Origin of the sequence: Kerstersia sp., from assembly GCF_052103615.1 — a bacterium.
Lineage (GTDB): Bacteria > Pseudomonadota > Gammaproteobacteria > Burkholderiales > Burkholderiaceae_B > Kerstersia.
The window spans coordinates 24151-43548 of sequence record NZ_JBQEKA010000004.1 but is presented as its reverse complement, the minus strand read 5'-3'; the positions used below and the strand labels follow the sequence as shown (position 1 = coordinate 43548).

The following is a 19398-nucleotide window of genomic DNA, read 5'->3' as shown; positions in this document are numbered from 1 at the left end:
TAATTTGAATTCAAATTATTTTGATCAAAATAGAAAATGCCTTATCAGGAAACTCCGCGTCAGCGTTTCGGTTGTTTGTTCGTCGGTGTGGCGCGGCGCTGGCGTGCCGCGCTGGATGCCAGCCTGGCGGAGGTCGGTTTGTCGGATGCGACCTGGAGTCCTTTGGTGCATATTGGCCGCAGCGGCGGCGGAATCAGCCAGAAAGAGCTGGCCGCCAGGGTGGGAATAGATACCTCTACGCTGGTGCGCCTGCTCGATATCCTCTCTGCCAAAGGGTGGATAGAGCGCCGCCAGGACCCTTCAGACAGACGCGCCAATCTGCTGTATCTGACCCCGGCGGGGCATGCCATGGTGGCGCGTATTCAACAGGTGCTGGAAGAGGCGGAAGGGCGCATGCTGGCGGACTGGGATGACGGCACCATGCAGCAACTGACTGCCAGGCTGGATCAGCTGGACCAGCGTTTGCGCGCCGAACGCGAGCTGGAGGGGCAAGCATGAACATGGCGGAGCGTCTGGACCGTTGGGGGTTTGACCGCGCGCGCCTGGGCTTCACGCTGCGCACGGCCGTGGCGGCCTGCTGCGCGGTGGTGCTGGCCTGGCTGGCCGGATTTGAACATCCGCAGTGGTCGGGCATGACAGTGTGGGCGGCGTCGCAGCCCATGCGCGGGCAACTGCTGGAAAAGAGCATGTTCCGCGTGCAGGGCACGATACTGGGCGCCTTGTTTGGCACCGGCTTGCTGGCAGCGGCCCAGGGTCAGGCCTGGGTATTGATTCTGGGGCTGGCGCTATGGATAGGGCTGTGCGCCTGGGCGGGCAATGTCGTGCGCGGGTTTGCCTCCTATGGCGCGATGCTGGCGGGCTATTCGGCGGCCATGGTGGCCTTGCTGCATAGCCGGCAGGCTGGCAATCCTTTTGCCGTGGGCCTGGATCGCTTGCTGACCGTCTTGCTGGGCGTGCTGGTGGCTCTGGCGCTGGGCTGGTTTTTTGCACGCAAGAGTAATTACCGGCAGTTGGCCCGGCAGGCGCGTGAACAGGGCAGGGAAGTGCTGGAATTGCTGGCGCAGGCCTTGATGCCGGGCAAGACGGCGGATCACCGCCGCAGCCTGCAACTCTTGACAGAGATGGCGGCGGCGGAGGAAGCGCTCGATGGCCAGGGGGCTGGATCGCTGAAGGCGAGGGCGGCGGTGCGGGCCTTGCGCCGGCAATTGGCTGCGCAGGTGGCGTTGCTGCTCTGGATGCGGCGTATGCCGCAAGGGGAGGAAAGCGCGGCGTTTGGGCAGGCGGTGCGGGATGCGGCGGCTGTGCTGGCCAGTGGCGGGAGCGCGCGCCAGGCAGGCGTGGCCTTGAGCCGTGCAGCTGGGCTGGCGCAGTCACGCGCTTTGCAGGATGCCCTGGCTGGCATGGCCCAGGCCTGCAAGCGTTATGACCAGGCGGAAGTCAGCACGGCGGGCCGGCGCGGTATGGCTGCGGTGCAGGTGGCTGCGCGCTGGCCTGGCAGCGCCAGCCGGCAGGCGGATGTGGCCTTGCACCGGGATTGGCGCGGCGGCCGCGAGGCCGGGGCCAGGGCGGCCTTGGCCATTCTGTTTGCCGGGGCGGCCTGGCAGTGGAGCCAATGGGAGGCCGGCCCGTTCATGCTGCTGGGCGTGGCGATCATGACCACGATTTTTTCCACGGCGGATAACCCGGTGCGTTTGCTGCGCCTGGTGGTGCTGGGGCAGTCGCTGGGCGTGCTGGGGGCATTGGTGTGCCGCTGGCTGGTGTGGCCGCACATGGATAGCGCGGCCGGGCTGGTGTTTTCAATGCTGCCATTTGTCTTGCTGGGCGGGCTATTCATGGGCCATCGGCGGGGCGCAGGCCCGCTGGGGTTTGATTTCAGCATGGTGCTGCTGTTGATGCTGCAGCCGGATTGGCCGCTGCCTGCCCCGGATGCGGCGGTGGCGCTGTTGTCCGCGCAGACGGGATTGGCCGTGGTGCTGGGGCCTTTGCTGGGTCTGCTGGCGTTTGCGCTGGTCTTTCCAGTAGATAGCGCGCGCCGCATGCGCGCGCTGAGCGCGGCCATGACGCAGGAATTGCAGAAAATGGCAGCGCGGCGCGGGGTGTCGCGCCGCCGTACGGGCTGGCGTATCCGCCTGAGCCATCGTGTGCTGGCGTTGGTGCGCTGGGCCGATAAGTCGGGGCGCAGCCGGGACGCCGTGATTCAGCAAGGCTATGCGGCCATGCTCTTGGGCGCATCCATTCTGCATATGGATGAGGTGCTGCTGACACCGGGGCTGACACGCGTGGCGGCGCGGCGTCTGGCGGCGACACTGATCCGTTTGCAGCGGCTTGAGGATGCGCCGGAGCGGGCGGTGCAGGCCCTGCGCCGTTGCGCTGCCAGCCTGACAGACGCGCCGGGAGTGGACACGGCTTTGCTGCGCGATGCCGCGCAGGCCCTGGCGCAGACGCTAGTGCCGCCGGCCAGCCAGCGCGGCCGGCCAGGGCAGGCTGGCAGAGCCTCCTGAGAGAACGCCAGGCGCTTAAATCGGTTCGCGGTATTCCGCGATCACACGGCGCAAGGTCGCCTTGAGCGCTTCGCTGTCCAGCGGCGCCAGGCGTTCCAGCACTTCTTCTTCGTGGCGTTTGGCTTGCACGGCCAGGTCGGCGATCAGGGCCTGGCCGGTATCCGTAATGCGGACCAGGGTAATACGCCGGTCGGACTCATGGGCGATGCGGCGCAAATGGCCCAGGGTTTCCAGGCGATCCAGCAGGCGGGTGACGGTCGGCTGTTTGGTCAGCGTGACTTGCGCCAGATTGCCTATGCTGATTTCCCCGGCACCCAGCAGGGTGGAAAGAATCCGCCATTCCGTGACAGAGAGATTATGGCGCCGGACGACTTCATGAAATTCGGTAGAGATCAGCTGGCTGGCCTGCGCCAATAAGGCGGGCAGGTAGTCGTCGATGAAAGTGTGCGTGGATTCTGCGGGCATATTGTCGGTTTGATGGATGCCGCGTCGCATCCATGTCATTGCGCTGGCACGACTATAACTGTTTCCCCGCGCGCTGCGTTTGGCGCCCGGTAAAGGCAGGGTGCCGGGCGGCAGGCGATTGGGGTTTTCCTGCCTGCCGGTTTTTTGGCCAGACTGCCCTGTCTGCCTGAAAGCCAGTCCTGCTGCGGCTTTCCCGCTTGAATGAAGGATTTCCCTGAGGCTTGCGTCTAGGGAAAACCATGATTTTAAATTAGTTCATAAATAAATATATTCATGTGGAATTAATTGCAAATGCATGTGTGACTAGCGCACAGGGGAACTGACATGGCGGAAAGGTCATTTGTCGAAGAAGTCAAAAAACTGCGTCTGGGCGAGGGCGAGGTATTCAGCGGGGAAGGCATTCTGGCCGTGACCAAGGCGCTGCTGGAATCCGGTGTGTCCTATGTCGCCGGCTATCAGGGCGCGCCTATTTCGCACCTGATGGATGTCCTGGCCGATGCCCAGGATATCCTGCAGGAAAACGGTATCCGTTTCGAGAATAGCGCCAGTGAAGCCACCGCTGCCGCAACGCTGGCCGCGTCGGTGAATTATCCGTTGCGCGGCGCCGTGACTTTCAAGGCAACTGTCGGAACCAATGTGGCGTCGGATGCGCTGGCCAACCTGGCCTCTGGCGGGGTGAAGGGCGGGGCGCTGGTCATTGTCGGCGAAGATTACGGTGAAGGCTCCTCCATCATGCAGGAGCGCAGTCATGCCTTTGCGATGAAGTCGCAGATGTGGCTGCTGGATCCGCGCCCCAGTCTTCCCTGTATTGTGCAGGCCGTCAAGGACGGCTTCGATCTCTCCGAGGCCAGCAATACGCCGGTGATGCTGCAATTGCGTATCCGTGCCTGTCATGTGCACGGCCAGTTTGTCGCCTCTGACAACAAGCGCGCCAGTTTCACGCTCAAGGAAGCGCTGGAAAATCCGGAGCGCGATGTCAACCGCATCGTGCTGCCGCCCGCCAGCTTCCTGCATGAGCAGGAAAAAATCCGTGACCGCTGGCCCAATGCCGTGCGCTTCATTCAGGAGCGTGGCCTCAATGAGTTTCTTGCCGATGGCAAGGATGAGCTGGGCATTATTGTGCCTGGCGGCGATTACAACACGGCCATCCGCGCGCTGGAAAAGCTGGGCCTGGCCGATGTCTATGGCCAGACCGACATTCCGCTGTATGTGATGAATGTGGTGTATCCGGTCGTGGACGAGGAAGTGCTGCGGTTCTGCCAGGGCAAGCGCGCGGTGCTGCTGCTGGAGCAGGGCCAGCCCAACTTCCTGGAACAGAATATGGCGACCATCCTGCGCCAGGAAGGCTGCGACACGGCCCTGCATGGCAAGGACATGCTGCCTATGGCGGGCGAGTACAACACCGCCACCATGGTGAAGGGCATGCGCAGCTTCTTCGAGCGCTATGGCCGCATCGAAGCCCAGCCTGTGCCGCGCAAAGTGATCCCGCTGGTGGCCCAGCAAGTGTCGCGTGAACGCCCTGCGCCTGGCGGCCAGGGGGGCGGCACCGCTGTTGCGGAGCGCGCCGAACTGGCGGTCGAAGAAGACCTGACGGAAAGCCATGCCGCAGTCGCGGCCAGCGTGGCCATTGCGCAAGCGGCGGCGGGCAGCCAGCAAGGCCAGGGCGCGGCCAGCGCCATGGAGCAGGCGCCGGAAACCGATACGCTGGATCAGCATGTGCATGCGCGGCCGCCAGGCTTCTGTACCGGCTGCCCGGAGCGGCCCATTTTCACGGCCATGAAACTGGTCGAGCGGGAACTGGGCCCCCACCACGTCAGCGCGGATATCGGCTGCCATCTGTTTTCTATCCTGCCGCCGTTCAATCTGGGCAATACCACCATGGGTTACGGCCTTGGGGGGGCGGGCGCAGCCGCGCTCAATACCCAGGCGGGCAAGCGCGCCATTTCGGTGATGGGCGATGGCGGCTTCTGGCATAACGGACTGGTCAGCGGGGTCGCCAATGCGGTGTTCAACCGCAGCGATAACCTGACCATCGTGATCGACAACAGCTATACCTCAGCGACTGGCGGGCAGGATATCCTGTCTTCCAAGGCGCTCAATGCCACGCGCAGCACCGGCCATGAGATCGAAAAGGCCGTGCGCGGCGTCGGCGCGGAATGGGTGCGTACCGTCAAGCGCACCTATGACCTGAAAACCATGACGGCCACATTGCGCGAGGCACTGACGACGCCCGAGAAAGGCCCCAAAGTGCTGGTGGCGCAAAGCGAATGCATGCTGAACCTGCAGCGCCGCGAGAAACCCAAGGTGCGCAAGGCCGTGGCCGCAGGCGAACGTGTGGTGCGTGAACGCTTTGGCGTGGACCCGGATACCTGCACGGGCGACCACTCCTGCATCCGTTTGTCCGGTTGCCCGTCGCTGAGCATCCGCCCCAATCCCGATCCTTTGCGGACCGACCCGGTGGCGCGCGTGATGGATAGCTGCGTGGGTTGCGGCCTGTGCGGTGAAGTGTCGCATGCCGCGGTGCTGTGCCCTTCGTTCTACCGGGCGCAGATCATCACCAACCCGACGCGCTGGGACAAGTTCCGCCAGACCTTGCGCGAAGGCCTGATTGGCTGGTTGCAGCGCCGCGATGCGCAGCGCCGCGAACGGCTGGCATTCTGAGGCGGGCGGCCAGCCTGGCAGAGTTGCCGGGCTGGCGCAGGAACAATAAGGTGTGCCGGGGGCTGCCCGGGCGCGCGGCAGGATAAGACTATGAAGACAAACATTCAACCGATCAAAATTGCCATTCTGGCCATGGGCGGCGAGGGCGGCGGCGTGCTGGCCGACTGGATCGTCAGCCTGGGCGAGCACAATGGCTATATTGCCCAGACGACCTCTGTGCCCGGGGTGGCACAGCGGACGGGCGCCACCATCTACTACGTCGAATTGTTCCCCGAAGCCGAGGCGCAGAAGAATGGCAAGCAGCCGGTGCTGGCCTTGATGCCCATGCCGGGGGATGTGGATGTGGTGCTGGCGTCGGAGTTGATGGAGGCCGGGCGCGCCGTGCAGCGCGGCCTGGTCACGCCGGATCGCACCACCTTGCTGGCATCCACTCACCGGGTGTATTCCATTGCTGAAAAATCAGCCATGGGCGATGGCCGGGTGGATAATCAGGCGCTGATTCGCCATGCCACCAAGGCGTCGCGGCGCTTCATCCATTTCAATATGGAGCAGGCCGCCGAAGAAACTGGCAGTGTCATCAGCGCCGTGCTGTTCGGCGCGCTGGCTTCGGCAGGCGTGCTGCCATTTTCACGGGAGCAGTTCGAGGCCACGATTGAACGCGGCGGGGTGGGCGTCAAACCCAGCTTGCGCGCGTTTGGCTATGCGTTTGACCGGGTGGGCAAGACGCAATCCGATGCCGCCGGGCAGGCTGCTGCCGATGGCGCGGCCGTGAGCACGGCAGTGCGGCCAGCGGGCGAGCCCAAGGATCCGGTGCTCAAGCAATTGCTGGCTCGCCTGGCGCGCGACATTCCGGCCGAAGCGCGTGATCTGGCCCTGGAGGGCGTGCGCCGTCTGGTGGATTACCAGGATGCGGCATATGCCGATTTGTATCTGGACCGCCTGGTGCGTGTGCGCGATGCGGCCCGCCGGGATGACGCCGTGCTGCTGCGTGAAGCCGCGCGCTATCTGGCGCTTTGGATGTCCTATGAAGATGCCATCCGCGTGGCGGAGCTGAAAACTCGTGATACGCGTTTTCAGCGGGTGCGCGGCGAGGTGCGGGCCAAGGACGAGCAAATCCTGGCGATTCAGGAGTTCATGCACCCACGCGTCGAGGAAATCAGCGAAATCCTGCCGGTGGCGGCCTTGGGCCGCTGGCTGATGCGCCCTACCTGGGGAAATTGGCTGGTGCGCCGTTTCACCCGCGAAGGCCGCATCATGCGCACCAGTTCGGTGCGGGGCTATCTGCCGCTTTACCTGCTGTCGGGGTTCAAACGCTGGCGCCGCAACACGCTGCGCTACGCCACGGAGCAGCAGCGCATTGAGGAATGGCTGGGCCATGTGGCCGTGTTCGCGCCGGCGCACCCGGCGCTGGCGCTGGAAGTGGTGCAGTGCCAGCGTCTGGTCAAGGGATACGGCGATACCCATGTGCGCGGCTGGAAAAATTTCCAGACCTTGATGGGAGCCGTGTCCAGCAAGCGCGAGGCGCTGGCGCCGGATACCCTGCGCAGTCTGCGCGAGGCGGCGCTGGCCGATGAACATGGCCGCGAACTGGATTCGGCATTGCGCCGTTTTGCGTTGGCCTAGGCAGGCTCAAACCGCTTGCTCCAGATCAAGTATTTGTGCTTCTGAATTGTTTACCTATCAAGTAATTAATGTAGAATGACTATGACCACACGCCGAAGCCTTATGCCCGCCATTGCGGGCGGATTCAAGCCAGGCAGTGCTCAGCAGGAGCCTGCGGCTCCTCAACGTCGCGGTGGCGAATTGCCGGCCTTTGGCCCGGCGGCGTCCACTGAACCTACATTACCCCAGCAGCATGCGCATCAAGGCATATTGCTGGCGTCCAGGCAGCCTCAGGCGGCCAGGCCCAAAGCCGGGCCGGCCCGGCGCCAGGGACGGATAGCCAAAAAGCAGGAAGACATCAGCATGGAGCATAAGGATAGTTCGCACGCGTTGCTGCACGAAGCCCAGGAGCTGGGTTACGAAGGGCGTGCGCGCTCGCAGGATCCCGCCAGCCTCAAGCTTTGGCTGCGCATGATGGCATGCACCAAGCAGGTGGAAGATGAGATCCGCCGCCGCCTGCGCCTGAATTTCGATATTTCCCTGGCGCGCTTTGACTATATGGCGCAGCTGTACCGCTATCCGGACGGCCTGAAGATGGGCGAGCTGTCGCGCTATCTGATGGTGACTGGCGGCAATATCACCGGCCTGACCGATGAGCTGTCGCGTGAAGGCCTGGTGTCGCGCGCCAGCAGCCCGACAGACCGGCGCGCCTGGATCCTGAGGCTGACGCCCGAAGGACGCAGCAGTTTCGAGGTCATGGCCAAGGCCCATGCGGGTTGGGTGACCGAGATGTTTTCCGGGCTGGAGCCCGAGGCGGTTCGCCAGCTGCATCAGCATCTGGGCGCCTTGCGGGTCCACTTGGTCAATCAGGCGGCCGGCCAGTAGGCCTGGGCCGGTTTCGCAAATTTCATGACAGGTGGCAGATGACTGAGACAACTGTATTCCAGCGCCCGCACCGCATCCGGTTCTCCGAGTGCGACCCGGCGGGCATCGTGTTTTACCCGCAGTATTTCGTGATGTTCAATGATCTGCTCGAAGCCTGGGTGGACGCCATCACGACCGGCGGTTTTCACGACATGATAGGCAAGCAGCATGTCGGCATGCCGACCGTGCATCTGGATGCCGATTTCAAGGCGATCAGCCGCATGGGCGACGATGTCGTGCTGAGTCTGGCGGTGGAACACCTGGGCAGCCGTTCGCTGCGTTTGGTGCTACGCTGTGTTGGCACGGATGGCGTGCTGCGCATGCAGGTCAATCAGGTCATCGTGACGACCTCGCTGGTGACCCATAAGGCGATCCAGATCCCCGAGGCCATCCGGCAGGCCATGCAGGCTTATGTGCTGCCCCAGGAGGCAGTCGCCGGTGAAGGAACGGCCTAGGGAAAAGGAGCATATACGGGGCAATTTTTTTGCCCATATACTTTATAAATAAAATATTCAGCAATAAAAATAATCACACGGTAGTTTTCCTGCTCTGGCAGGCCGCGCCGGAACAGGCGGCGGATGTGGAACAGGTGTGGAGAGAGCCATGAAGATCGTATGTATGGGTGGCGGGCCGGCGGGCCTGTATTTCGGATTGCTGATGAAGCTGCAGAATCCGTCCAATGAAGTCATCGTGGTGGAGCGTAACCGCCCCTACGACACCTTCGGCTGGGGCGTGGTGTTTTCCGACGCCACGATGGAAAACCTGCGGCAGGCCGATCCCGTGTCGGCCAAGACGATTGGTGATGCCTTCAATCACTGGGACGATATCGAAATCCATTTCAAGGGCCGCGCCTTGCGCAGCGGCGGTCATGGCTTTATCGGCATCGGCCGCAAGAAACTGCTGAACATTCTGCAAGCCCGTTGCGAAGAAGTGGGCGTCGAGCTGGTATTCGAAACCCATGTGACCGACGATCAGGATCTGGCGCGTGAGTACGGGGCCGACCTGGTCATTGCCTGCGATGGCATCAACAGCATCGTGCGCAAGCGCTATGAACAGACCTTCCAGCCCGATATCGACCAGCGCAATTGCCGCTTCGTCTGGCTGGGCACGCATAAGGTGTTCGACGCTTTCAATTTCATCTTCGTGGAAAACGAGCACGGCTGGTTCCAGGCGCATGCCTACCGTTTCGAAGACGGCACATCGACCTTCATTGTGGAAACGCCGGAAGAAACCTGGCAGAAAGCCGGTATCGGCGAAATGAGCCAGGAAGAGGGCATTGCCTATTGCGAAAAGCTGTTCGCGCCCTACCTGGATGGGCACGGGCTAATCAGCAACGCCACCCATTTGCGCGGTTCCGCCATCTGGATCCGTTTCCCGCGCGTCATTTGCCGCAACTGGGTGCAGTGGACCGAGCCGGAGCCTGGCCGCCGCGTTCCTGTCGTGCTGATGGGCGACGCTGCCCATACGGCGCACTTCTCCATTGGCTCGGGCACCAAGCTGGCGCTGGAAGATGCGATCGACCTGGCGCAGCGCCTGCGCGGCAAGCCGCTGGAGGCAGCGCTGAAGGATTACGAGGCCTTGCGCGGCGTGGAAGTACTGAAAATTCAGAACGCCGCCCGCAACTCGACCGAATGGTTTGAAAACGTGTCGCGCTACGCGGGCCTGGCGCCGGAACAATTCGCCTATTCGCTGCTGACGCGCTCACAGCGTCTGTCGCATGAAAACCTGCGGCTGCGTGACCCGGCCTGGCTGGAAGGGTACGAAGCCTGGCTGGCCGAACAGGCTGGTAGCGCCGTCCAGGCAGGCCGTAAGGCCGCCATGCCGGTCTTCACGCCGTTCCGGGCGCGCAGCGTCACCTTGCCTAACCGCATGGTGTTTTCGCCGACGCTCACCTATTCCTGCGTGAATGGCGAGGGCATGCCGAACGACTTCCATCTGACCCATCTGGGCGCTCGCGCGCTTGGTGGTATCGGTCTGGTGATGACGGAAATGGCGGCTGTCTTGCCGGATGGCCGGATTACGCCGGCTTGCCCCGGCCTTTGGAGCGATGCGCAGGCTGAGGCCTGGAAGCGCGTGACGGATTTCGTGCACCAGCACAGCGGCAGCCGTATCGGCGTGCAGCTGGGGCATGCCGGCCGCCGCGGCGCGACGCAGGCCGACCCGCGGCAAGCAGACCAGGCGCTGGCTGAAGGCGGCTGGCCGCTGGTTTCGGCTTCTGCGCTGGCGTATCAGCCTGGCCGCACGCAAGTGCCTCAGGCGCTGGACTTGGCCGGTATGAAAGCCGTGACGCAAGCGTTTGCCGAGGCCGCGCAGCGTGCCGCGCAGGCCGGTTTCGATTGGCTGGAAATTCAGGCTGGCCATGGCTTCCTGCTGTCTAGCTTCATCTCGCCGCTGACCAATCAGCGCAGTGATGAATACGGTGGCGCGCTGGAAAACCGCATGCGCTTCCCGCTGGAAGTGGTGCGTGCCGTGCGGGCGGCCTGGCCGGAGGATCTGCCGTTGTCGGTGCGTATTTCCGCGACGGATTGGGCCGAGGGCGGCACCACGGTGGATGAGGCCGTCGCGATCGCCGGGATGTTGCGCGCGGCGGGGGTGGATGTGGTGGACTGTTCCAGCGGCGAAGTGACCCCGGATCAGAAGCCGGTGTATGGCCGTATGTTCCAGACCCCGTTCGCTGACCGTATCCGCAATGAGGCCGGGGTGGCCGCCATTGCGGTCGGCAACATCAGCGAGCTGGATCAGGCCAACGGCATTATTGCCTCGGGGCGGGCGGATCTGTGCGCGCTTTCGCGGCCGCTGCTGGCGGATCCGAACTGGCTGCTGCGTGAAGCGGCGCAACTGGGCAGCAAGGATGCGCCCTGGCCAGCGGCGTATTTCTGGGGGCAGGACTGGCAGGAACGGCTGGGCAAGCGCGGCGCCGTCGCGGCATAAGGCGTTGCAGGTGAGTGCCGGGCCTGGCGCAGGCCGGCCCGGAGTCAGGCAAAGGAAAACATCATGAGCAATACAAGTTACGACACTTATCGCGAGAGCGTGGCTGGCCGTGCGGATGTCGAAGATACGCCGGAGCTGGTCGCCTACTACAAAGACCTGGACCGCCTGAAAGCCGGGGCGCTCTGGACGGTGGCCAACAAGATCGAACCCTGGCAGCCGAAATCGGATTCGGTGCCGGTGCTGTGGCGCTATCGCGAGCTGCGCGACCACGTGCTGCGTTCGGTGTCGCTGGTGACCCCCGAAAAGGCCGGCCGCCGCGTGATCTATCTGAACAATCCAGGCCGGCAGGAGGTGTCGGCGGCGGTCGGCTGGCTGTATTCCGGCCTGCAGGTGATGCATCCGGGCGAAGCCGCCTCCGCGCACGCGCACTCGTCGTCGGCGCTGCGTTTCATCATGGAAGGGCGGGGCGCCTACACCATCGTCGATGGCCACAAAATGACGCTGGGCGCCAATGATTTCGTCCTGACGCCCAATGGCACCTGGCATGAACATGGCGTGGAAGCCGATGGGCTGCCCTGCATCTGGCAGGACGGCCTGGATATTCCGCTGGTCAATGCGCTGGAAGCCGGTTTCTATGCCGTGCACCCGGACCTGAGCCAGGCGGTGGGTTACCCGGTGGATGATTCCGTGTCCATCTGGGGCGCAGCCGGCCTGCGGCCGCAGAATGTCGGCTGGACCAAGCCGTATTCGCCGCTCTTCAAGTACCAGTGGGAACCGACCTACGAAGCGCTGCGTCAACTGTCCGGCGCGCGCGAAGATAACCCCTACGACGGCGCGCTGATGCACTACACCAATCCGGTCAGTGGCGGCCATGTCATGGCCACCATCGGCGCCAGCATGCAACTGCTGCGCCCCGGTTTCGAAGGCAAGGCGCACCGCCATACCGGCAGCTTCCTGTACCAGGTTGCCAAGGGCAAGGGTTATTCCATCATCAATGGCCAGCGTTTTGACTGGCAGGAGCGGGATATCTTCTGCGTGCCCTCCTGGGCCTGGCACGAGCATGTCAATGCCTCGCAAACGGAAGATGCCTGCCTGTTCTGCTTCAACGACCTGCCTGTCATGGAAAAACTCGGGCTGTACCGCGAGGAAGCCCTGGCCGACAACGGCGGCCATCAGCCGGTGCTGTCGCAGGAATAATGCTGTCATGCCGGCGGGCGTCAGTCCGCCGGGCAGTTTTCAGTCATACCGCCGCGCAGCCATGAGGGCTTGCGCGGTCCAGCAGTGCCGCCGGAGACGGCGGCGGGAATCAGGGCCGCAGCGTACCGTCGGCCCATTACGGAGAAAAGAAATGCGTCTTGTCACTTACCGTACCGAACCGGCAGCCGCCGGACGCCTGGGCGCCATTGTCGGCGATCTGGTGGTGGATCTTGAACTGTTCGGCGATGTTGCTGGCCAGCCTCTGCCCGACAATATGCTGGACTTCATTGACCTGGGCCCAGCGGCCGTCAAGCTCACCAGCCAATTGCTGGCGGAGATGGAAGAAGAGTTCCCGGTTGGCGTGGCGCTGCCGCTGGCCAACGTCAAACTGCTGGCGCCGATTCCGCGCCCGCGCAAGAACATCTTCGGTATCGGGCTGAACTATGTCGAGCACGTTGCCGAATCCAGCCGCACCCTGGATACCTCCAAGGAACTGCCCAAAGAGCCGGTGATTTTCTCCAAGCCGCCCACGAGCATCATCGGGCCGGGGGATGCCATTGAGCACAACAAGAAGATCACCCAGCAGCTGGATTGGGAAGTGGAACTGGCGGCCATTATCGGCACCCGCGCCACCCGCGTGAAGAAAGAAGAAGCGCTGAAATATGTGTTCGGCTACAGCGTCATGATCGACGTCAGTGCGCGCGACTGCCGCCGCGCCGGGCAGTGGATCTATTCCAAGGGCCAGGACACCTTTGCGCCCTTCGGGCCGGTCATTGTCACGGCCGATGAAATTCCCGATCCCCATGTGCTGGATCTGAGCCTGACGCTCAACGGCGTGACCAAGCAATCCTCCAACACGCGCCACATGCTGTTCAAGGTGGACACCCTGATTGCCGACATCAGCGCGGCCATGACGCTGGAGCCGGGCGACATCATCGCGACCGGCACGCCTGAAGGCGTGGGCGCTGGCCGTTCGCCGCAGGAATGGATGTGGCCGGGCGACGTGGTGCATGCCGTGGTCGAAGGTATTGGCGAATTGCGCCATCCCGTGGTTGACGCCACGCCGCTGGACTAACTGGAAAAGAGGCCTGTCATGCTGGATCTTCCCCGTTTCAAGGCAGCTGCCGTACAGGCGGCGCCGGTTTTCCTCGATACCGACGCAACCGTCGATAAGGTTTGCGCGCTGATCCGCGAAGCTGCCGGCAACGGCGCCAAGCTGGTTGCCTTCCCGGAAGTCTTCGTGGCAGGTTATCCCTATTGGAGCTGGATCATGAATCCGGTGGAGGGCAGCCCCTGGTTTGAAAAACTGGTGCGCTCCTCCATCGAAATTCCCGGCCCGGAAATAGCCAAAATCGCTCAGGCGGCGGCGCGTCACCAGATCAATGTGGTGATAGGCGTCAATGAGCGTTCGCGTTATGGCATCGGCACGATCTACAACACCATCGTCACCATCAGTGATGAGGGCCGCATCTTGGGCCGTCACCGCAAACTGGTGCCGACCTGGGCGGAAAAACTGACCTGGGCGCCGGGCGATGGCTCGGCGCTGCGTGTGCACCAGACCAGTGTCGGCCCGCTGGGCGCGCTGGCCTGCGGCGAAAACACCAACACGCTGGCGCGTTTTTCCTTGCTGGCGCAAGGCGAGCTGGTGCACGTTGCCAGCTACATTGCCTTGCCGGTGGCGCCTGCGGATTACGACATGGCGGAAGCCATCAAGGTGCGCGCGGCGGCACACTGCTTTGAAGGCAAGCTGTTCACCATCGTGTCCTGCTCCACGGTTTCCGAAGAAATCATTGCGGCCATGGAAGCGTCGCACCCGCAGGCGCGCGAACTGCTGAGCCGCCGCAACAGCGCGTTCTCCGGCTTTCTCGGCCCGGACGGGCGCGTGATCGGCACGCCGCTGATCGACGAGGAAGGCATTGTGTACGCGGAGCTGGATCTGTCGCGTTGCATTCAGCCGCGCCAGATGCACGATATCACCGGCCACTACAACCGTTTTGATGTGTTCGATCTGCGCGTCAACCGGCGCCCGCTGGAAGCCGCCCAGTTCAACGATGGCGGCATGCCGCTTCCTGAATTTGACCTCGAGCCGGTTCGTTCCGGCGACGCGGAGTAAAGCAAGATGAGCAACAAGATGAATTACCGCATCGGCCAGATTGTGCCGTCGTCGAACACGACGATGGAAACCGAGATTCCGGCCATCCTGCGCGCCCGTGAAGGGGTGGCGCCAGAACGTTTCACTTTCCACTCCAGCCGCATGCGCATGAAGCATGTGACCAAGGAAGAACTGAGCAAAATGGACGGCGACAGCGACCGCTGCGCGCTGGAATTGTCCGATGCGCGTGTGGATGTGCTGGGCTATGCCTGCCTGGTCGCCATCATGAGCATGGGCCGCGGGTATCACCGTGTCTCAGAAGAGCGTCTGCATCTGCGCACCGTGGAAAATGGCGGCCCGGCGCCCATCGTGACCAGCGCTGGCGCGCTGGTTGATGGCCTGCATGCCATCGGCGCCAAGAAAGTGTCGCTGCTGGCGCCCTACATGAAGCCGCTGACGGCCCTGGTGATCGACTACATCGAGAGCGAAGGGATAGAAGTGGTGGACAGCATTTCGCTGGAAATCCCTGACAACCTGGAAGTGGGGCGGCAAGACTCGCGCGCGCCTATCGAAATCACCAAGAAGCTCAACACCAAGGGCGTGGATGCGGTGGTGGCATCGGCTTGCGTGCAGATGCCTTCGCTGGCCTCGATTCAGGCCATCGAAGACCGCGTTGGCCTGCCGGTTGTGTCCTCGTCGGTTGCCACGACCTACATGATGCTCAAACGCCTGGGGCTGGATACCTCGGTACCGGGGTTCGGTTCTTTGCTGTCGGGCAAATACTGAGCCTGTCCGCCAGCTCGGCCTGCTATCCGGGCAGCCTGTCCCGGGGCAGGTGGGCAGCGTGACCCGCCAGGCATGAGACCGGGCGGGCATTCATAAAAAGCAGCGGTGGCTCGGTGAAGCCTGCCGCGCAAGAGGAGGAGCAACAAATGGCTGGAGAACAAGTCCTGAGTTCCATGGTGCAGGCGCTGGCGAACGGCGGCGTGCGCGTGGTCGATCTTACCCAAGTGCTGTCGCCGCGTTTTCCGTCGCTGCAATTGCCGCCGCAATTCGGCCAGACAGCTGGCTTCAGTATCGAACGCATCAGCCGCTACGATGAAAACGGGCCGGGCTGGTACTGGAATAATTTCACCTGTGGTGAACATACCGGCACGCACTTTGATGCGCCGGCGCACTGGATTACCGGCAAGGACCACCCTGGCAATACCGTGGATACCATTCCGGCGGAAAACTTCGTGCGTCCGGCGGTTGTCGTCGATGCCAGCGCGCAAGTGGCGCAGGATCCCGACTGGATCCTCACCCCGGAATTTCTGCAGGAATGGGAAAGCCGCCACGGGCGCATTCCCGAGGGCGCCTGGGTGCTGTTCCGCACCGACTGGTCGTTGCGGGCCGATGACGCGGAGGCCTTCCTGGGCATGCGCGAAGATGGCGCCCACACGCCCGGGCCGTCACAGGCGGCCGTGGAATGGATGATCCATGAGCGCAAGGTGCATGGTTTTGGCGTTGAAACCATTAACACGGACGCTGGCCAATCCTATGCGTGGCCGGTGGCCTATCCGTGCCACACCCTGATGCATGGCGCCAACCGTTATGGGCTGCAATGCCTGAAGAATCTGGATAAGCTGCCGCCGCAAGGGGCAGTGATTTTGTCCGCGCCGCTGAAAATCGAAGGCGGTTCCGGCAGCCCCTTGCGCGTGCTGGCACTGGTGCCCGGCGCCTAAGCCAGGCCATCCGCGCGCCAGCTGGCAGGCTGGCGCGCAATGTGGGGAACGCCTCCCGGTCTCGGACGGCGTATTGATAGCAGCGTCTGGTATTTGCCTGGCGCTGTTTTTTTGTCTGCGGCCTGTGCAGCGCAGCATCCCGGCCTGGATGTTCAATGGATATCCGCGGTTGGGCTGACGGGCTCTATTACGTTATTTTTCACGTTTTTCTTCAATCATTTTGCAAGCGTTTTTTCTATCAGGACATACGCTTAATGGTTTCCTACCATTTTCAGTGGAATATGTTTAGAAATAAACTATTCATCACTGATATAAGTCCTGGGCCTTGGCGTCCAGGGCCAGGCATGTAGGAGACGCAAAGATGGAAATCCTGGATCTGGTAGTGAGCGACGTCAGGCAATTAACCCCGCTGGTGCGGCAGATTACCTTGCGTGCGGCGAACGGCCAGGCCTTGCCGGCAACGCAGGCCGGGGCGCATGTGAAGGTTTCCGTGCCGGGGCTGGATGAGCCGCGCAGCTATTCGCTGGTGCTGGCGCAGGCCGAATCCTGTACGAGCGGGGGCGTGCAGGCATACCGTCTGGGCGTCCGGCTGGAACCCGAGGGCGCAGGCGGCTCACGTTACATGCATGGTTTGCAGGCGGGCGACAGCGTCAGAGCCAGCGCGCCCCGCAATGATTTTCCTCTGCAGGACCATGCCGGCCCAGCTGTTCTGATTGCCGGCGGTATCGGCATTACGCCCATTCTCAGCATGGCTGGCGCCTTGCGCGAGGCCGGGCGTCCTTTCCAGGTGCGCTATTGCGCCAGCGGCCGTGAACACATGGCTTTCCTGGATGAACTGCAGGCCGCGGCTGACGGCTGCCTCACGCTGCATGCGGCAGATACGCCGGATGGCCGGCTGGAACTGGCCGCGCTCATGGCTGGTTTGCCGCGCGACAGCCACCTTTATGTTTGCGGCCCGCGGCGCATGCTCGATGAAGTGCTGGAGCACAGCAAGACGCTGGCCTGGCCTGCATGCCAATTGCATTTCGAGTTGTTTGAAACCGCGGCGCCGCAGGCAGGCGATCAGCCTTTTGAAATCGAACTCCGGCAATCCGGCATGGTGTTGCAGGTGCCTGCGGATCAGACCATTGCCGATGTGCTGGAAGCGGCGGGCTGCGACCCCATGTACGACTGCAAGCGCGGTGAGTGCGGCGTGTGCTCGGTAGATGTGCTGGAGGGCATTCCCGATCACCGTGATTATTTCCTGTCCGATTCAGAAAAAGCCGCGGGCAAGGTGATTCAAATTTGCATTTCACGCGCCAAAAGCCCGCGCCTGGTGCTCGACCTGTAGCGTGAACCTTGATGTGTCTGCCAGGCCAGGGTGCGGCCGGGCAGGGAGCAGGACAATCCTAGGGAGACTAGCATGACGACGGAAACTCAAGGCCCCGCCGTGTCAGCGCCTGCGGCGTTGCATGGCGGTTGCGGCGGCCAGGCTGGCCGCGCTGAGGAAACTGGCGGCAAGTACCGCAATCAGCCGGCGGCGATACGCGCTCTGGTACGCGATACCGAGGTCCATAAGGATCTGTATATCGACCCGGAACTGTTCGAGCTGGAGATGCGCCATCTCTTTGCCAACACCTGGGTGTATGTGGGGCATGCCAGTCAGATTCCCAATAAAGGCGATTTCTACACCACGACAGTCGGCACGGAGCCGGTCATCATGGTGCGGCACAGCGATGACAGCATCAAGGTGCTTTACAACCGCTGCCCGCACAAAGGGGTGAAGATCGCGGCGGAGTCCTGTGGCAATACGGGCAAATTTTTCCGTTGCCCCTATCACGCCTGGACATTCCGTACCGATGGGCGGCTATTGGCCATTCCCCTGAAGAAGGGCTACGAGAATACCGGCTTTGAAAACAGCGAAGCCACGCAAGGCATGGCCGCGGTGGGGGCGGTGGCCGTTCACCGTGAGTTTGTGTTCTGCCGCCTGAACCCGGAAGGGGAAGATTTTCATAGCTTCTTTGGCGACTCCCTGTCCACGCTGGACAACATGGTGGACCGTTCGCCAGCAGGGCGCCTGGAAGTGGCGGGCGGCGTGGTGCGTTATATGCACCACTGCAATTGGAAAATGCTGGTCGATAACCAGACGGATACCTGTCATCCGATGGTGGCGCATGAATCCTCCGCCGGGACGGCCGTGAAGGTCTGGAACGAAGCGCCGGCCGGCACGCCCAAGCCGATGGCGGTTGAACTGTTCGCCCCTTTTATGTCGCCCTATGAATTTTTCGAAGGCATGGGCATACGGGTCTGGCAAAACGGCCACGGCCATACGGGCGTGTCGGATTCCATTCATGCTTCGTACTCGGAAATCCCGGAGTACTGGGATGGCATGGTCGCAGCCTATGGCGAAGAACGGGCCAAGGAGATTCTGGGTGATGTCCGGCATAACACGGTTTATTTCCCGCACATCATGGTGAAAGGCCCCATCCAGACGCTGCGTATTTTCAAACCCGTCGCGGTCGATAAAACACTGGTGGAGTCCTGGACCTTCCGCCTGGTCGGGGCGCCAGACAAATTGCTGGAACGCACGCTGATGTACAACCGCCTGATCAATGCGCCGACCTCAGTGGTCGGGCATGACGATCTGGAAATGTATGAACGCGCCCAGGAAGGCCTGCAATCGCGCGGACGGGACTGGATGAATGTCGGGCGCCTGTTTGAAGCGGGCGAGGACGGACTCAGCAATGTCGTGACCAACGGCACTAATGAAATGCAGATGCGCGCGCAGTTTCGCGCCTGGCTGCGCTACATGCTGGCCGATATGCAAGGAGAGCAGGCATGAGCGTGACCCGGGAAGATTTGGCGGATTTCGTTTATGCCGAAGCGCATTTGCTGGATGAACAGCACTTTGAAGAATGGCTGGCGCTTTTTACCGAGGACGGCCGTTACTGGATGCCGCTCAGCCACGGACAGACCGACCCTTTGCTGGAAAACTCGCTGATGTATGAAGACGGGCTGCTGCTGCGTATCCGGGTCGAGCGTCTGGCAGGCCAGCGCACCTTTTCCCAGCAGCCCAAAAGCCGCTGCCATCACTTGCTGCAGCGGCCTGTCATTGAACAGTGGGGCGAGCAGGGAGAGCATGTGGTGCGTACCGCTTTTCACTACACAGAAACCCGGCAGGACCAGCAAACCATGTATGTGGGCTGGGCCCGCCACCATCTGGTGGAAACGCCAGATGGCTTGCGCATCCGTCTGAAGCGTGTCGATCTGCTCAATTGCGACGCCCCTTTCAGCAATATCCAGCTCTTCATGTAACGAGGCA

The 19398-nt window shown here is 62.5% G+C and carries 16 protein-coding genes; 15 read left to right on the top strand and 1 reads right to left on the bottom strand.

Annotated elements, in window-relative coordinates; genetic code table 11:
- The first annotated feature begins 36 nt into the window (after positions 1-36).
- The gene (locus tag ACTJGZ_RS02075; RefSeq protein WP_441661304.1) at positions 37-498 is read left to right on the top strand and encodes a MarR family winged helix-turn-helix transcriptional regulator; all 462 of its coding nucleotides are present in this window, start codon (positions 37-39) and stop codon (positions 496-498) included.
- Positions 495-2501: an FUSC family protein gene (locus ACTJGZ_RS02070; RefSeq protein ID WP_441661303.1), complete on the top strand. Its 2007-nt coding sequence runs from the start codon at positions 495-497 to the stop codon at positions 2499-2501. The genes ACTJGZ_RS02075 and ACTJGZ_RS02070 overlap by 4 nt, the downstream gene beginning before the upstream one ends.
- Before the next feature lie 15 nt (positions 2502-2516).
- On the opposite strand, the gene ACTJGZ_RS02065 is transcribed toward ACTJGZ_RS02070, so the two are convergent.
- Entirely contained in the window at positions 2517-2966 is a 450-nt protein-coding gene (locus ACTJGZ_RS02065; protein ID WP_441661302.1) for a MarR family winged helix-turn-helix transcriptional regulator, read from the bottom strand.
- A gap of 324 nt (positions 2967-3290) precedes the next feature.
- Between ACTJGZ_RS02065 and ACTJGZ_RS02060 the strand changes: the two genes are divergently transcribed.
- From ACTJGZ_RS02060 to ACTJGZ_RS02000, 13 genes are all read left to right on the top strand, one after another.
- Complete coding sequence (locus ACTJGZ_RS02060; RefSeq protein ID WP_441661301.1) at positions 3291-5627, top strand: thiamine pyrophosphate-dependent enzyme; 2337 nt, start codon at positions 3291-3293, stop codon at positions 5625-5627.
- Positions 5628-5717: 90 nt separating this feature from the next.
- Positions 5718-7250, top strand: coding sequence for an indolepyruvate oxidoreductase subunit beta family protein (locus ACTJGZ_RS02055; RefSeq protein WP_441661300.1), 1533 nt, complete (start codon positions 5718-5720; stop codon positions 7248-7250).
- 342 nt (positions 7251-7592) lie between these two features.
- Positions 7593-8114: a MarR family winged helix-turn-helix transcriptional regulator gene (locus tag ACTJGZ_RS02050; RefSeq protein WP_441661299.1), complete on the top strand. Its 522-nt coding sequence runs from the start codon at positions 7593-7595 to the stop codon at positions 8112-8114.
- Positions 8115-8152: 38 nt separating this feature from the next.
- The gene (locus ACTJGZ_RS02045) at positions 8153-8608 is read left to right on the top strand and encodes an acyl-CoA thioesterase (protein WP_441661298.1); all 456 of its coding nucleotides are present in this window, start codon (positions 8153-8155) and stop codon (positions 8606-8608) included.
- A gap of 148 nt (positions 8609-8756) precedes the next feature.
- Complete coding sequence (locus tag ACTJGZ_RS02040) at positions 8757-11084, top strand: bifunctional salicylyl-CoA 5-hydroxylase/oxidoreductase (RefSeq protein ID WP_441661297.1); 2328 nt, start codon at positions 8757-8759, stop codon at positions 11082-11084.
- A gap of 63 nt (positions 11085-11147) precedes the next feature.
- Positions 11148-12281, top strand: coding sequence for a cupin domain-containing protein (locus ACTJGZ_RS02035; RefSeq protein WP_441661296.1), 1134 nt, complete (start codon positions 11148-11150; stop codon positions 12279-12281).
- A 151-nt stretch (positions 12282-12432) separates the two neighbouring features.
- Entirely contained in the window at positions 12433-13356 is a 924-nt protein-coding gene (locus ACTJGZ_RS02030) for a fumarylacetoacetate hydrolase family protein (protein WP_441661295.1), read from the top strand.
- 18 nt (positions 13357-13374) lie between these two features.
- On the top strand, positions 13375-14394 hold the full coding sequence (locus ACTJGZ_RS02025; protein WP_441661294.1) for a carbon-nitrogen hydrolase family protein: 1020 nt from the start codon (positions 13375-13377) through the stop codon (positions 14392-14394).
- A gap of 6 nt (positions 14395-14400) precedes the next feature.
- On the top strand, positions 14401-15159 hold the full coding sequence (locus ACTJGZ_RS02020) for a maleate cis-trans isomerase family protein (RefSeq protein ID WP_441661293.1): 759 nt from the start codon (positions 14401-14403) through the stop codon (positions 15157-15159).
- Positions 15160-15305: 146 nt separating this feature from the next.
- Positions 15306-16097, top strand: a complete 792-nt coding sequence (locus ACTJGZ_RS02015; protein WP_441661292.1) for a cyclase family protein — start codon at positions 15306-15308, stop codon at positions 16095-16097.
- 361 nt (positions 16098-16458) lie between these two features.
- The gene (locus tag ACTJGZ_RS02010; RefSeq protein ID WP_441661291.1) at positions 16459-17427 is read left to right on the top strand and encodes a PDR/VanB family oxidoreductase; all 969 of its coding nucleotides are present in this window, start codon (positions 16459-16461) and stop codon (positions 17425-17427) included.
- A 72-nt stretch (positions 17428-17499) separates the two neighbouring features.
- A complete protein-coding gene (locus ACTJGZ_RS02005; RefSeq protein WP_441661290.1) occupies positions 17500-18918 on the top strand; it encodes an aromatic ring-hydroxylating dioxygenase subunit alpha in 1419 nt (472 codons plus the stop codon).
- Entirely contained in the window at positions 18915-19391 is a 477-nt protein-coding gene (locus ACTJGZ_RS02000; protein WP_441661289.1) for an aromatic-ring-hydroxylating dioxygenase subunit beta, read from the top strand. Before ACTJGZ_RS02005 ends, ACTJGZ_RS02000 begins: the two co-directional genes overlap by 4 nt.
- Positions 19392-19398: the final 7 nt, after the last annotated feature.